The organism is Pseudomonas sp. NDM (assembly GCF_003105095.1).
GTDB classification, from domain to species: Bacteria; Pseudomonadota; Gammaproteobacteria; order Pseudomonadales; family Pseudomonadaceae; genus Aquipseudomonas; species Aquipseudomonas moraviensis_A.
This window is the reverse complement of record NZ_QETJ01000013.1, coordinates 61,095-76,116: the sequence shown is the minus strand read 5'-3', so window position 1 is coordinate 76,116 and position 15,022 is coordinate 61,095. Positions and strand designations below refer to the sequence as shown.

Annotated in this window: 15 protein-coding genes; 10 read left to right on the top strand and 5 right to left on the bottom strand. The window is 59.8% G+C overall.

Translation table 11 applies throughout. From position 1 onward, the window contains the following. Positions 1-63 precede the first annotated feature (63 nt). The 3 genes from DCO47_RS27000 to DCO47_RS05585 all read right to left on the bottom strand — a co-directional run bounded on the left by DCO47_RS27000 (position 64) and on the right by DCO47_RS05585 (position 2,818). Positions 64-243: a hypothetical protein gene (locus tag DCO47_RS27000; RefSeq protein ID WP_165839189.1), complete on the bottom strand. Its 180-nt coding sequence runs from the start codon at positions 241-243 to the stop codon at positions 64-66. 158 nt (positions 244-401) lie between these two features. Continuing rightward, positions 402-1,622 carry a CaiB/BaiF CoA-transferase family protein gene (locus DCO47_RS05590; RefSeq protein ID WP_065616477.1) on the bottom strand — a complete coding sequence of 407 codons (1,221 nt, stop codon included), beginning with the start codon at positions 1,620-1,622 and terminating at the stop codon, positions 402-404. A 14-nt stretch (positions 1,623-1,636) separates the two neighbouring features. Further along, entirely contained in the window at positions 1,637-2,818 is a 1,182-nt protein-coding gene (locus DCO47_RS05585) for an acyl-CoA dehydrogenase (protein ID WP_116657672.1), read from the bottom strand. A 157-nt stretch (positions 2,819-2,975) separates the two neighbouring features. On the opposite strand from DCO47_RS05585, the gene DCO47_RS05580 reads away from it, so the two are divergent. The 10 genes from DCO47_RS05580 to DCO47_RS05535 all read left to right on the top strand — a co-directional run bounded on the left by DCO47_RS05580 (position 2,976) and on the right by DCO47_RS05535 (position 12,827). Next, positions 2,976-3,875 carry a LysR family transcriptional regulator gene (locus DCO47_RS05580; RefSeq protein WP_042608976.1) on the top strand — a complete coding sequence of 300 codons (900 nt, stop codon included), beginning with the start codon at positions 2,976-2,978 and terminating at the stop codon, positions 3,873-3,875. Positions 3,876-4,309: 434 nt separating this feature from the next. Continuing rightward, on the top strand, positions 4,310-5,431 hold the full coding sequence (locus DCO47_RS05575; RefSeq protein WP_116657671.1) for a Re/Si-specific NAD(P)(+) transhydrogenase subunit alpha: 1,122 nt from the start codon (positions 4,310-4,312) through the stop codon (positions 5,429-5,431). Positions 5,432-5,446: 15 nt separating this feature from the next. Then, positions 5,447-5,767, top strand: coding sequence for an NAD(P) transhydrogenase subunit alpha (locus tag DCO47_RS05570; RefSeq protein WP_003187417.1), 321 nt, complete (start codon positions 5,447-5,449; stop codon positions 5,765-5,767). After that, on the top strand, positions 5,767-7,200 hold the full coding sequence (locus tag DCO47_RS05565) for an NAD(P)(+) transhydrogenase (Re/Si-specific) subunit beta (protein WP_083353930.1): 1,434 nt from the start codon (positions 5,767-5,769) through the stop codon (positions 7,198-7,200). The genes DCO47_RS05570 and DCO47_RS05565 overlap by 1 nt, the downstream gene beginning before the upstream one ends. Positions 7,201-7,414: 214 nt before the next feature. Next, positions 7,415-8,908 (top strand): acetyl-CoA hydrolase/transferase family protein, encoded by a 1,494-nt coding sequence (locus DCO47_RS05560; protein WP_064365264.1) that lies wholly within the window; start codon positions 7,415-7,417, stop codon positions 8,906-8,908. A gap of 320 nt (positions 8,909-9,228) precedes the next feature. Continuing rightward, positions 9,229-9,444 carry a DUF1127 domain-containing protein gene (locus DCO47_RS05555; protein WP_008081135.1) on the top strand — a complete coding sequence of 72 codons (216 nt, stop codon included), beginning with the start codon at positions 9,229-9,231 and terminating at the stop codon, positions 9,442-9,444. Positions 9,445-9,777: 333 nt separating this feature from the next. Next, complete coding sequence (locus DCO47_RS05550) at positions 9,778-10,095, top strand: DUF2388 domain-containing protein (RefSeq protein WP_042608980.1); 318 nt, start codon at positions 9,778-9,780, stop codon at positions 10,093-10,095. A 108-nt stretch (positions 10,096-10,203) separates the two neighbouring features. Next, positions 10,204-10,521 (top strand): DUF2388 domain-containing protein, encoded by a 318-nt coding sequence (locus tag DCO47_RS05545; RefSeq protein ID WP_064365263.1) that lies wholly within the window; start codon positions 10,204-10,206, stop codon positions 10,519-10,521. Between the two features lie 27 nt (positions 10,522-10,548). Then, complete coding sequence (locus tag DCO47_RS05540) at positions 10,549-10,869, top strand: DUF2388 domain-containing protein (RefSeq protein WP_116657670.1); 321 nt, start codon at positions 10,549-10,551, stop codon at positions 10,867-10,869. Further along, positions 10,866-12,827, top strand: a complete 1,962-nt coding sequence (locus DCO47_RS05535; protein WP_116657669.1) for a DUF4105 domain-containing protein — start codon at positions 10,866-10,868, stop codon at positions 12,825-12,827. Before DCO47_RS05540 ends, DCO47_RS05535 begins: the two co-directional genes overlap by 4 nt. 57 nt (positions 12,828-12,884) lie before the next feature. Here DCO47_RS05535 and trpA read toward each other — a convergent pair whose 3' ends face one another. Continuing rightward, on the bottom strand, positions 12,885-13,694 hold the full coding sequence (gene trpA, locus DCO47_RS05530) for a tryptophan synthase subunit alpha (RefSeq protein ID WP_116657668.1): 810 nt from the start codon (positions 13,692-13,694) through the stop codon (positions 12,885-12,887). Next, entirely contained in the window at positions 13,694-14,926 is a 1,233-nt protein-coding gene (gene trpB, locus DCO47_RS05525; RefSeq protein ID WP_016772302.1) for a tryptophan synthase subunit beta, read from the bottom strand. Before trpB ends, trpA begins: the two co-directional genes overlap by 1 nt. Positions 14,927-15,022: the final 96 nt, after the last annotated feature.

Genomic DNA, 15,022 nt, shown 5'->3' with positions numbered 1-15,022 from the left:
TATTTTCAGAAGTTTTCGAAGAATTCCTCAACAACCTCAACCACTTGCGCTTCCGATCTCTCGTTAGCGGGAGGCGAATTCTACAGCGTTAATCGCTGCTGTCAACACCTCTTTTTCTCCGCTTTCGACCGAGAAGACCGAACCGTTAAAAGAGCCGAACATCACTGCTCTTTCAACTCCTTCCAGGCTTCGATGATCTGAAGCGAGCCGCTGCCGAAAACTGCGTAACTCTTTGAATCTCAAGGAGTTTTCCGTTTCGACTGCGCCGGAAGTGGGGCGAATTATAGACCTCTGGAATCTGCCGTCAACCGTTAATTTCGCTTTTCTTTCAACAACTTGCAGATTGGCTAAAAAACAGCCAATCGAAAGAGAAATCAGTGCCCTCTATATAGAAGAAAGACTCAGAGGACTCCTTCTACCTTAAGTGCAGCCACCGCACCCGCCCCCAGCCCCAACACTCGCTGAAGAACCTCCAGCGTATGCTCCCCTAATAAAGGCGGCGCATACCGATACTCGACCGGCGTCTCCGACAACCGAATCGGACTGGCTACCTGCGGCACCATGCCCGCCAGCGCATGCGGCAACTCGATAGCCAGACCGCGCGCCTTCACCTGCGGATCCTCGAACACCTGCGCCAGATCATTGATCGGCCCACAAGGCACGCCCGCCTGTTCCAGTTGAGCAACCCACTCGGCCGTCGTCTTGAAGACCGTCGCCTGGCGGATCAAGGGGATCAATACTGCGCGGTTCGCCACCCGCAGTTTATTCGTCGCGAAGCGAGGATCATCCGCCCACTGCGGTTGCCCAGCGACTTCGGCGAACTTGCGGAATTGCCCGTCATTACCCACGGTGAGGATGAAGTCGCCATCCGCCGTAGGAAAATCCTGATAAGGCACGATGTTGGGATGCGCATTGCCCAGCCGCTTTGGGGCATTGCCCGTGGTCAGGTAATTCATGGCCTGATTGGCCAGACACGCAACTTGCACGTCCAGCAACGCCATATCGATGTGTTGGCCACCACCGTCGTGATCGCGATGAGCCAATGCCGCGAGGATCGCCACGGTCGAATAAAGCCCGGTGAGGATATCCGTCAGCGCCACGCCCACCTTCACCGGTCCGGCGCCTTCGTCTCCTTCGGGGCGCCCGGTCAGGCTCATCAAGCCGCCAAGGCCCTGGATCATGAAGTCATACCCTGCACGCTTGGCGTAAGGACCGGTCTGGCCGAAGCCGGTGATGGAGCAATAGATCAGATTCGGGTTGAGTGCCTTCAGCGACTCATAGTCCAGACCATACGCCGCCAGACCGCCAACCTTGAAGTTCTCGATCAGAATGTCCGACTTCACCGCCAGGTCGCGCACCAGCTTCTGCCCTTCGGGACGGGTGAAGTCGATGGTGACCGATTGCTTGTTGCGGTTGGCCGACAGGTAATACGCCGCTTCCGACGTGTTCTCGCCGTAAGCGTCCTTGAGGAAGGGCGGCCCCCACGCCCGAGTGTCGTCACCATTACCCGGGCGCTCGACCTTGATCACTTCGGCGCCAAGGTCGGCGAGTATCTGCCCGGCCCACGGCCCGGCCAACACGCGCGATAAATCCAGTACTCGCAGATGCGACAGCGCGCCCATGGTCCGCCCTCCTGTTAATAGAACGCCTGCAGACCGGTTTGCGCACGCCCGAGGATCAGCGCGTGAACGTCGTGGGTACCTTCATAGGTATTCACCACTTCCAGATTGACCAGGTGACGGGCCACGCCGAATTCATCAGAGATGCCATTGCCACCGAGCATGTCGCGCGCCATCCGCGCGACATCCAGCGACTTGCCGCAGGAGTTGCGCTTCATGATCGAAGTGATTTCAACGGCGGCGGTGCCTTCGTCCTTCATCCGCCCCAGTCGCAGGCAGCCTTGCAGCGCCAGAGTGATCTCGGTCTGCATGTCGGCGAGTTTCTTCTGCACCAGTTGCGTCGCGGCCAATGGGCGGCCGAATTGCTGACGGTCCAGGGTGTATTGGCGCGCGGTGTGCCAGCAAAACTCGGCGGCGCCCAGCGCGCCCCAGGAAATGCCGTAGCGTGCGGAGTTGAGGCAAGTGAATGGACCTTTCAGACCACGGACGTCCGGGAAGATGTTTTCTTCCGGCACGAACACGTTGTCCATGACGATCTCGCCGGTGATGGAAGCGCGCAGGCCGACCTTGCCGTGAATCGCCGGAGCGCTCAGGCCTTTCCAGCCTTTCTCCAGAACGAAGCCACGAATGTCGCCGGCGTCGTCCTTGGCCCACACCACGAATACGTCGGCGATCGGGCTGTTGGTAATCCACATTTTCGCGCCGGTCAGGCTGTAGCCGCCATCGACCTTGCGCGCCCGGCTAATCATCGCGCCCGGATCGGAACCGTGGTTCGGCTCGGTCAGGCCAAAGCAACCGATCCATTCGCCGGAAGCCAGTTTCGGCAGGTACTTCTGTTTCTGTGCTTCGGTACCGAATTCGTTGATCGGCACCATCACCAGTGAGGACTGCACACTCATCATCGAGCGATAGCCGGAGTCGACGCGCTCGACCTCACGGGCAATCAGGCCGTAGCTGACATAGTTCAGACCGCTGCCGCCGTATTGCTCCGGAATGGTCGCGCCGAGCAGGCCTACTTCACCCATCTCCCGAAAGATTGCCGGGTCGGTCTTCTCATGACGGAAAGCTTCGAGTACACGCGGCGCCAGGCTCTGCTGAGCGAACTGCGCGGCGGTGTCGCGGATCATCCGCTCTTCTTCGGTGAGCTGTTGATCCAGCAGCAGGGGATCGATCCAGTTGAAGCTAGCTTTACCGCCCATGAGTGTGCCCTCGCAATCGGGTGAATTAACGTGGCATTGATCCTAGGCGCGGTTCGCCATCGCGGCAAACGAGGATTTTGCATTCTGTTGTGCTAATTTCTCACTCCGAACCGTCGCGAAATGCCATTTATGCGGCGCATTAGTGAGGTTGACGTACATGCGCAGGAAGATACCCAGCACCACTGCCCTGATCAGTTTCGAAGCCGCCGCGCGCCACGAGAGCTTTACACGCGCAGCGGAAGAGCTTTCCCTCACCCAAGGCGCCATTTGCCGACAGATCGCCAGCCTTGAAGACTTCCTCAGCGTGGAACTGTTCCGACGCTCGCGACGTGGAGTGAAACTGACTGAGGCGGGCCTTTCCTACAGCCGCCGGGTGGCGACTCAGCTCGACGCAGTGGAGCGCGACACGCTCTCGGTGATGGGCCAGCAAGGCACCAACGTCATCGAGCTCGCCGTCGTCCCGACCTTCGGCACGCAATGGCTGCTGCCTCGCCTCAAGGATTTCCAGCTCAAGCACCCGGAAGTGACCGTCAACCTGACCAACCGCACCCGGCCGTTCCTGTTTGCCGACACCGAATTCGATGCCGCGATCTACTTCGGTGATGCCGACTGGTCGGGTACTGAATCCCACAGGTTGATGGGCGAGAATCCGATGCCGGTGTGCAGCCCCGCCCTGCTCGGCAATCGCAAGCAGATGACAGCTGCAGCCATCGCTGAACTACCGCTGCTGCAGCAAACCACCCGACCTTACGCCTGGCGCCAGTGGTTCAACTCGCAGCAGTTGAATATCCCTCGCGACATGACAGGTCCCCGCTACGAGCTATTCTCCATGCTTGCCCAGGCAGCCATGCACGACATGGGCGTCGCGCTGATTCCGCCGTTTCTGATCCAGCGCGAGCTGGCCGAGAAACGTTTGGTGGTTGCCAACCCTCAAGCGCTCCCCAGCATCAAGGCGTATTACCTGATGATTCCGGAGCGAAAGGTCGAATCAGCATCGCTAAAGGCATTTCGCGACTGGCTGGTAAACCAGGCGCGAAGCTACAGCCTAGAAGAATAAAGGCTCTCGGCAATACCTAACCCCGTAGTCAGATAATTGAAAGCCCTACAGATATAACTATTTGTCGCGTTTTCGCAGACTGTATCCGAAAGTCGTACAGACGTCCCACAAGCTGCCAACGGCGTGGCTTTGAGCCTCTACGGGCGACTCATTACTGCCTATTCACGCCACCGATGCGAATTTTTTTCAAATTCAGCCAGAATCCTTGCAAGGCACGGCCTGCAAGGGGTTCCACTGGCCATCTGCGACATTCGGTCACGGCATGACTTGTAGTTAATTTTCCGTCACCCGTCATAATCCCTTGAAGGGCATAAAGTTCGCCTGCAAAATGCCGCGCCCCGCCCTGATTCGGCGGGATCGTGGTGATCGGCCGCCCCAGTCGCACCATCCGCAGTGCATGGGTTTACTCAATAAGATCACGCAGGAGATTTGACGTGCACATTGGTGTTCCTCTCGAAACCCAGACCGGTGAAACACGGGTTGCTGCAACCCCGGAAACCATCAAGAAGCTGATCAGCCAAGGCCATAAGGTCACTGTGCAAAGCGGCGCCGGCATCAAAGCCAGTGTCGTCGACAGTGCCTATGAAGCGGCCGGCGCAAGCATTGGCAGCGCCAATGACGCGTTTGGCGCCGAGCTGATTCTCAAAGTGGTCGCGCCAAGCGATGCCGAACTGACGCTGATCAAGCGCGGTACGGTGCTGGTGGGCATGCTCAATCCGTTCAACAACGAGACCATCGCAAAAATGGCCGAGTGCGGCATTACCGCGTTCGCCCTCGAAGCCGCGCCGCGTACCTCGCGGGCGCAGAGTCTCGATGTGTTGTCGTCGCAGGCAAACATTGCCGGCTACAAAGCGGTATTGCTGGCCGCGCACTACTATCCACGCTTCATGCCAATGCTGATGACCGCTGCGGGTACGGTGAAAGCGGCGCGCGTGCTGATTCTCGGCGCAGGCGTGGCCGGATTGCAGGCGATTGCCACGGCCAAACGCCTCGGTGCTGTCATCGAAGCGTCCGATGTACGCCCAGCGGTGAAGGAACAGATCGAATCCCTCGGCGCCAAGTTCGTCGACGTGCCTTACGAGACCGATGAAGAACGCGAATGCGCCGTCGGTGTCGGCGGTTACGCACGGCCGATGCCGGCAAGCTGGATGCAGCGTCAGGCCCTCGCCGTGCACGAGCGCGCCAGGCAGGCCGATATCGTCATCACTACCGCACTGATTCCGGGCCGCAAGGCGCCGACGCTGCTCAGCGCCGAGACCGTGGCGCAGATGAAACCGGGTTCGGTGGTCATCGACCTTGCCGCCGCTCAGGGTGGCAACTGCCCGCTGACCGTGGCCGATCAGGTCGTTGTGGAAAACGGTGTAACCATCGTCGGTCCGACCAACCTCGCCGGTGAAGTCGCTGCAGACGCTTCGGCACTGTACGCACGCAACCTGCTGGACTTCCTCAAGCTGGTGTTCACCAAAGAAGGCCAGTTCGACGTCAACCTCGAAGACGACATCGTCGCCGCGTGCCTGATGTGCCGCGACGGCCAAGTCATCCGCAAAAACGCCTAAGCAGGGATTCAGACGATGGAAGAGCTTATCTCCCCCGGTATCTACAACCTGATCATCTTCGTGCTGGCGATTTATGTCGGTTACCACGTGGTCTGGAACGTCACGCCTGCGCTGCACACGCCATTGATGGCAGTGACCAACGCAATCTCGGCGATCGTGATTGTCGGCGCCATGCTTGCCGCCGCACTCACCGTAACGCCGCTGGGCAAGACCATGGGCACGCTGGCCGTGGCACTGGCGGCGGTCAATGTGTTCGGTGGCTTCCTGGTTACCCGCCGCATGCTTGAGATGTTCAAGAAGAAAGCCCCGAAAGTAAAAGAAGAGGCGCCGAAGTAATGAGCATGAATCTCGTCACGACGCTCTACCTGATCGCGTCGATCTGCTTTATCCAGGCCCTCAAAGGCCTGTCGCACCCGACCACCTCGCGACGCGGCAACCTGTTCGGCATGCTCGGCATGGCGTTGGCCATCCTGACCACCGTCGGCCTCATCTATAAGCTCGGGGCTGAACTGGCTACGGCCGGTATCGGTTACGTCATCGTCGGCTTGCTGGTAGGTGGCACTGCCGGGTCGATCATGGCCAAGCGTGTTGAAATGACCAAGATGCCGGAACTGGTGGCGTTCATGCACAGCATGATCGGCCTCGCGGCGGTGTTCATTGCCATTGCGGCGGTGGTTGAGCCGCAATCGCTGGGTATCGTGAAACAGCTGGGCGACTCGATCCCGGCAGGTAACCGCCTGGAGCTGTTCCTCGGAGCCGCCATCGGTGCAATTACCTTCTCCGGTTCGGTGATTGCCTTCGGCAAGCTGTCGGGCAAATACAAGTTCCGCCTGTTCCAGGGCGCACCGGTACAGTTCTCCGGTCAGCACAAGCTCAATGCGGTGCTGGGTCTGGCGACTCTGGTTCTCGGCCTGACCTTCATGCTCACCGGCAACCTCACTGCCTTCGCACTGATGCTGGCACTCGCATTCGTGATGGGCGTGCTGATCATCATCCCGATCGGCGGCGCCGACATGCCGGTGGTGGTGTCGATGCTCAACAGCTATTCCGGCTGGGCGGCGGCGGGGATCGGTTTCTCGCTGAACAACTCGATGCTGATCATTGCCGGCTCCCTGGTGGGTTCGAGCGGTGCGATCCTCTCGTACATCATGTGCAAGGCGATGAACCGTTCCTTCTTCAATGTACTGCTCGGCGGCTTCGGCAATACGGCAGATGCTGGTCCTGCCGGCGCGAAGGAAGCCCGCCCGGTGAAATCCGGTTCGGCTGATGACGCAACCTTCCTGCTGACCAATGCCGACACCGTGATCATCGTGCCGGGTTACGGTCTGGCGGTAGCGCGTGCTCAACATGCGCTGAAGGAACTGACCGAGAAGCTGACCCACCGTGGCGTGACGGTCAAGTACGCAATCCACCCGGTAGCGGGTCGGATGCCGGGACACATGAACGTCCTGCTCGCCGAGGCCGAAGTGCCTTACGACCAGGTGTTCGAGATGGAAGACATCAACTCTGAGTTCGGCCAGGCCGACGTGGTGCTGGTGCTCGGTGCGAACGATGTGGTCAACCCGGCCGCGAAGAACGATCCGAAGTCGCCGATTGCCGGGATGCCGATTCTCGAAGCGTTCAAAGCCAAGACCATCATCGTCAACAAGCGCTCGATGGCCAGCGGCTATGCCGGCCTGGACAACGAGCTGTTCTATCTGGACAAGACCATGATGGTCTTCGGCGACGCGAAAAAAGTCATCGAAGACATGGTCAAAGCAGTCGAATAACCCGCCGCTGCTATAACGAACGCCCCGACTTGTCGGGGCGTTTTTGTTTGCGTCAGATGACGGACAATTTGCCGCGTTGTTGCAGATCCGGTAACGGTGTTTTACTTGAAACCCGCGAAATAGAGGCCTCGTTTGCGACCTTGGTAGCGGGACAGGCGCCGGCCAAATTCACTAGACTGCGCATCCTGCTACTCGTTGCCCGAGATAATAATCCATGTACCGTGACCGTATTCGCCTGCCTTCGTTGTTGGACAAAGTGATGAGCGCTGCCGACGCCGCTGCTCTGATTGAAGACGGCATGACCGTCGGCATGAGCGGTTTCACCCGCGCCGGCGAAGCCAAGGCCGTGCCCCACGCACTGGCCGAGCGCGCCAAGGTCACGCCGCTGAAAATCAGCCTGATGACCGGCGCCAGCCTCGGCAACGACCTCGACAAGCAATTGACCGAGGCCGGCGTGCTGTCGCGGCGCATGCCGTTTCAGGTCGACAGCACGTTGCGCAAGGCAATCAACGCCGGCGAAGTGATGTTCATCGACCAGCATCTCTCCGAAACCGTGGAGCAATTGCGCAATCAGCAATTGAAGCTGCCGGACATCGCCGTCATCGAAGCAGTCGCCATCACCGAGCAAGGCCATATCGTGCCGACCACTTCGGTGGGCAACTCGGCGAGCTTTGCGATTTTCGCCAAACAGGTAATCGTCGAGATCAACCTGGCGCACAACGCCAACCTCGAGGGCCTGCACGACATCTATATCCCCACGTACCGCCCGACGCGGACGCCAATCCCGCTGGTGAAAGTGGATGATCGTATCGGCAGCACGGCGATTCCGATTCCGCCGGAGAAGATCGTTGCGATTGTCATCACTCAGCAGTCGGACTCGCCGTCCACGGTGTCGGTACCGGACGTCGACACCAATGCCATCGCTGAACATCTAATCACGTTCTTCAAGCAGGAAGTGGCTGCCGGGCGCATGACCAACAAGCTCGGCCCGTTGCAGGCCGGGATCGGCAATATCGCCAACGCGGTGATGTGTGGCTTGATCGACTCGCCGTTCGAAGACCTGACCATGTACTCCGAAGTGCTGCAGGATTCGACCTTCGACCTGATCGATGCCGGCAAGCTGAGCTTTGCTTCGGGCAGCTCGATCACCCTGTCCGAGCGGCGCAACAGCGATGTATTCGGCAACCTGGAGAAGTACAAGGACAAACTGATCCTGCGGCCTCAGGAGATCTCCAATCACCCGGAAGTGGTGCGGCGCCTGGGCATCATCGGCATCAACACCGCCCTGGAGTTCGATATCTATGGCAACGTCAACTCCACTCATGTCTGCGGCACGCGGATGATGAATGGCATCGGCGGCTCCGGCGACTTCGCGCGCAACGCGCATCTGGCAGTGTTCGTGACCAAGTCGATTGCCAAAGGTGGCGCGATTTCCAGCGTGGTGCCGATGGTCAGCCACGTTGACCATACCGAGCACGATGTCGACATTCTGGTGACCGAAGTGGGGTTGGCCGACCTGCGCGGCCTGGCGCCACGGGAGCGCGCGCGGGTGATCATCGACAACTGTGTACACCCTGACTTTCGTCAGGCACTGAATGATTACTTCAACGCGGCTTGCGCGGTAGGCGGTCATACCCCGCATATTCTGCGCGAAGCCCTGAGCTGGCATATGAACCTGGAAGAAACCGGGCGCATGCTCGCGGGGTAACTCGTACAGATAGCCACTGGCGCAAATACGATTTGCATCGGTGGCTATCGACAAGACGCCTTCTCGCCAAAAACTGTAATGCTGTACCGGTCTTTTCCTACAGTAAATCCTTACTGATCTCTCAAAAATGTACGGAAACGCACCAATCAAGTGCAGACAAGTACAGTTTGCCCAATTTCGACCCATACACCCCGCGTAAACAGTTAACTGGTCACTCACAATACAGTTGAACTGTATCTACAGAGACTAGGCAAACGAGAGGATCATGGGCACCAGTCAAACCACTACCTGATCCCGCCACAAGCGGAAGGATGTCAACCATGGAACGTACACTCAGTTCCGAACTGTTCTTCGAAGACAAAGCTGTAAACACCCAGGCTTCCCTGCCTCTGCGCGTTCTTGCCAACCTGATGCTGTGGCAGCGCCGCATCTCCAGCCGCCATCAACTGGCCCGTCTGGATTCGCGTCTGCTGGCCGACGCCGGTATCAGCGAAGCTCAACGCTACGAAGAGCTGAGCAAGCCGTTCTGGCGCTAAGCAGCGTCGCTGGCTCTGGTCGTCAGACCCACCGCCAGCAACCCGAATTGCACAAACAGAACCCGTCGTGGGAAACCACGGCGGGTTTTGTCGTTTCAGGACGCAGAGGATGACTCCAACACGTACCTGAACCGATAAAGGTACAGTTTCAATATTTATATGAATGTACAGGTACAGTTCCCGGCCCGGCTTGAGTAAGTGTGGCCACCACTGGGCGAACCGAGTTTGGCAGCCTAATATCCAGGCAGAACGTGGCGAACGCTGCGCGACAGGCGTCTGACTCCTCAGATACCGAGCCACCTCTCACTACGGTTTATCCAAAGGAGTTACATCATGACCCGTCTTCGTCTGCTCAGTGCCGCCGCCCTGCTGGCCGTGGCTGCCAACGCCAGCGCTACCAGCTTCATCGTGACCACCGACTCGATCGTTGGCGCGCTGAAAGCTTCTTCCGACGCCACTTCCGATGTGACCTCCTCGTTCCGTGACGACAAGATCGTGCTTGCCGCTCGTGACGACGCCGCCAGCTTCGTGGCCAGCGAAGGCGATATCCGTGGTGTGAAACTGGAAAGCGCGCTTGATCACATTCGCCATCAGGCGCCACAACTCAATGCCACCGACGCCCAATTGGCTCAAGCCATTCTGACCCTCTGATCGCTTGCCGCATTGCGGGACACGGCAGCCGTGTCCCGATGTTTCAATGCTGGCTCTGGCCCGGGCATTTGCGCTAGCCTTCAGGCTCGTTAACAGTTGTCGAGTCCCATGCGCTTTCTTCCAAATCTGCTCATCTCTTCTACGTTATTCACCGCCTGCTGGGCGATGTCTGCCAACGCCTTCGATGCTTTCAATGCTTCGACCCAAGGCACGGTTGTCAGCGGTTACGCTACCAGCATGGTGTCTTCTGCGCCGTTCGACCGTAAACTGCTGCTCGCCGCCCATGACGACGCGGCCGCCTTCGTTGCCAGTGACGGAGAATGGCGCGGGGCACGGCTGGAATCGGCGCTGCATTACCTGCGCAAAACCCGGCCAAAACTTCATGCCAGCGACCTTGAACTGGCAGAGGCAATTCTCGTCCAATAGTTATCCTTTTCCTTCCGGAGTCGTTCCATGCGTAGCCCGCTGATTGCTGCCGCCCTTGGCCTGTTTGTGTTGGCCGATGTGGCCCAGGCGCACACCCTGGTAGCCACCAGTAACATCATCGTTCGTGCCTCCCAGCGCACCATCGATTTCACCTCCGATACCACCACGTCGATTCGCGATTCGAAAGTCATCCGCGAAGCCCATGACGACGCCGCCAGTTTCGTCGCCAGCAACGGCGACATCCGTGGCGCGCATCTCGAAGCCGCCCTCAACACCTTGCGCACACGCGTGCCGGAAGCGCGCGACGCCAGCGATCAGGTACTCGCCGAAGCCATCCTCGCACTGTGAGGTCCGTTGGCGCCTGGCTGCTGGCCGGGGCGTTGTTGCTGCTTGGCAACAGCGCCCACGCCGCCCTGCAATTGCGGCTCAAGACCGAGGGTCTGAGCCCGGCTCAAGTACAGGCCAGTCAGGCGCTGATCGATGAGGCCATGCACAAGCTGCCGCCGAGTTTCATCGAGCGGCTGGATCGGCGCATCGATGTCGGCTGGACCGATGACATGCCTGCCAACGCTTACGGACAGGCAACGCTGGTCGCCGAACTCGATCTGAATCGCAGGCTGCTCGCCGGGCTCACCGATGGCAGCGCAGCGAAAGCGAAAACCAATCGCCCCCATGGCACTGTGCGTCAGGAACTGCTGGCCACGGTGCTGCACGAAATCACTCATATCTACGACCGCGCGCGGTTATGGCCAAGTGCCGAACGCACGGTGATCCAGCGCTGCACCCGACGCTTCAACAGCGCCGGGCTGATCGGCATTCCCGATGAGTGTCGCGGGCAGAATGGCCGACGCTTCACCATCAGCGACGATCCGCGTCTGCTCGATCTGGCCGGTTGGCAGCAGTACGTCGGCCGCCGTGGCGAGCGTGAACAACACAACCGCCAGATCGCGCGCAGCCCGGACCTTTACGAAATTTCCAGCCCCAAGGAATTCGTCGCGGTCAACATGGAGTATTTCCTCCTCGACCCGAGCTACGCTTGCCGCCGCCCGGCGCTGTATCGCTACTACAAGGAACATTTCGGCTGGGCGCCGCCGGCGCAGGACAGCTGCAGCAAGAGCTTCGCCTTTCTCAATGCCGGCAATGACTTCGCCAAGCAGCCTCTGGGGCAAGTCGATCCGGAACGGGTCTACGCTGTCGATTACCTGCTGGCCGAGGCCAACCAGAACTGGGTCAGCCGCTGGGGCCACAGCATGCTGCGCCTGGTGATCTGCGCCCCCGGCCGCCCGCGCGGTCCGGATTGCCGCCTCGACCTCGATCAGCACCTGGTGCTCTCCTATCGCGCCTTCGTTGGCGACGTGCAGCTGTCGAGCTGGGACGGACTGGTCGGCAAATACCCGTCGCGGCTGTTCGTGCTGCCGCTGGCGCAAGTGATCGACGAGTACACCAAGACCGAGCTGCGCAGCCTCGCTTCGGTGCCGCTGAACCTGTCTCGCGAGGAAATCGAAGGCGTCGTCGAACATGCCGCCGAGATGCACTGGAGCTACGACGGCAACTATTTCTTCCTCTCCAACAACTGCGCCGTGGAAGGCTTGAAACTGTTGCGCAGCGGCAGCAATAACAGCCAGCTTGTAGGCCTCGACAGCATCATGCCCAACGGTTTGCTGGAAGTGCTCAAGGACCGTGGCCTGGCTGACACCAGTGTGCTCGACGATCCGAAAGAAGCCTTGCGGCTGGGTTACCGCTTCGACTCGTTCCGCGATCGCTATCAGGCGATGTTCGATGTGCTGAAGAAGCAGCTGCCGATCAAGCAGAGCACCGTCGAAGAGTGGCTGTCACTCAGCGCTGAACAACGCCGCGAATGGTTCGACCGCGCCGACCTGCGCACCAGTGCAGCGCTGTTGCTGCTGGAGCAAGCCAGCTTCCGCCGTCAGTTGCTGCTGGCCCAGGACGAGGTCAAGCAACGCTACCTCGGCGCCCGCGAGCTGGAGAACGGCGGCATGGACAAAGCCAATGCGACCTTGCAGGAGATCCTTGCCAACAGTGGCTTCCTCAGCCGCCCGGCGGAACTGCTCGACTCCAAAGGTTACGGTCTGCCGCAGCCAGACGAGTTCAGCCGACTGGAGGCAGAAAGCAGTCAACGGCAGAAGAAGCTGCTGGCGCTGTCCGGCGACCTCGATACTGAAGTGCGCAAACTGCTCGAACCCAAGCGCGCCGCCGAGATTGCCGCCAGCGAGGCCAATGTGAAGCAGATTGGCGAGCATCTGCGCAAACTGCACAAGGCCTCGGGCGGACTGCAATTGCCCTGACCACAAAAAAGGCTTCAGAACGCCTGTTCTGAAGCCTTTTTTGTTTTCCCTGCGGTCTTAGGCGCGAGCCTTGCGCACGCCTTGGGACAGCGCTGAACACAGACTCAACACGCCATCGATCGCCTGCTCAGGCGTATCGGCGCTGGCGATGTGATCGATCAATGCCGACCCCACCACCACACCGTCGGCAAGACGCGCGATGGCAGCAGCCTGCTCCGGCGTACGGATACCGAAACCGATGCTGATCGGCAGGTCGGTGTGCCGACGCAGACGCGCAACGGCTTCTTCCACATGTTCCAGGGTCGCCGCACCGGCGCCAGTGACCCCGGCCACCGACACGTAGTAAACGAAACCGGAGCTGCCGTTGAGCACGCGGGGCAAACGCGCGTCGTCGGTGGTCGGTGTGGTCAGGCGAATGAAATCCAGCCCGGCAGCCTGCGCCGGATCGCACAGCTCTTCATTGTGCTCTGGCGGCATGTCGACCACGATCAGGCCATCGACGCCGGCATCCTTGGCTTCTGCGATGAAACGCTCGACGCCGAATTTGTGAATCGGGTTGAAGTAACCCATCAACACCAGCGGCGTGTCGCTGTTGCCTTCACGGAACTCGCGAACCATTTGCAGGGTTTTCGCCAGATTCTGTTTGGCCGCCAGCGCACGGATGTTGGCCAGTTGGATCGCCGGACCATCGGCCATCGGATCGGTGAACGGCATGCCCAGTTCGATCACATCGGCACCCGCCGCCGGCAAGCCTTTGAGGATCGCCAGCGAAGTGTCGTAGTCAGGATCACCGGCGGTGACAAAGGTCACCAGCGCGGCGCGGTTCTGTTGCTTGAGGTCGGCAAAACGGGTTTGCAGGCGGCTCATCAGTGTTTCTCCTGCTGCGACTGTTGCATATGGTGCATCACGGTTTGCATGTCCTTGTCGCCACGGCCCGAAAGGTTGACCACCATCAGGTGATCCTTCGGCAACTTCGGTGCACGCTTGAACACTTCGGCGAGGGCGTGGGCGCTTTCCAGCGCAGGAATGATCCCTTCCAGGCGGCAGCATTTGTGGAACGCTTCCAGCGCTTCGTCGTCGGTCACCGAGGTGTACTGAACGCGACCGATGTCGTGCAACCACGCGTGCTCAGGGCCAATGCCGGGATAGTCGAGGCCGGCGGAAATCGAGTGGGCGTCGATGATCTGGCCGTCATCGTCCTGCAGCAGGAAGGTGCGGTTACCGTGAAGCACGCCCGGCACACCGCCGTTGAGGCTGGCCGCGTGCTTGCCGGTTTCGATGCCGTAACCGGCGGCTTCGACGCCGATGATTTCAACGCTCTTGTCGTCGAGGAACGGGTGGAACAGGCCCATGGCGTTGGAGCCGCCACCGATGCACGCCACCAGACTGTCCGGCAGACGACCTTCCTGAGCTTGCAACTGATCGCGGGTTTCCTTGCCGATGACGGCCTGGAAATCGCGGACCATTGCTGGATAAGGGTGTGGGCCGGCCACAGTGCCGATCAGGTAGAAGGTATTGTCGACGTTGGTCACCCAGTCACGCAGGGCTTCGTTCATTGCGTCTTTGAGGGTGCCGGTGCCGGCGACAACCGGGATCACTTCAGCGCCGAGCAGCTTCATGCGGAAGACGTTGGCCTGCTGACGTTCGATGTCGGTGGTGCCCATGTAGATCACGCAGTCCAGGCCGAAACGCGCAGCGACAGTGGCCGTGGCCACGCCGTGCATGCCGGCACCGGTCTCGGCGATGATGCGCTTCTTGCCCATGCGCCGCGCCAGCAGGATCTGGCCGATGCAGTTGTTGATCTTGTGCGCGCCGGTGTGGTTCAGCTCTTCACGCTTGAGGTAGATCTTCGCGCCGCCGCAGAATTCGGTCAGGCGTTCGGCGAAATACAACGGGCTCGGACGTCCGACGTAGTCCCGCTGGAAGTAGGCCAATTCTTCTTTGAAGGCCGGATCTTCCTTGGCCGCTTCGTATTCGCGGGCCAGGTCGAGGATCAACGGCATCAGGGTTTCCGCTACATAACGGCCACCGAACGCACCGAACAGGCCGTTGGCATCAGGGCCGTTACGCAGATCAGAGGTGTTCGAAGTCTGGGTCATGGGTCGCTCCAGGTGAATTCGGTCAGAAGACAATGACGCCCACTCTACCCCTGACTTCCCACGCTGAAAACCGATAAGATCGCCACAACCTGTCAG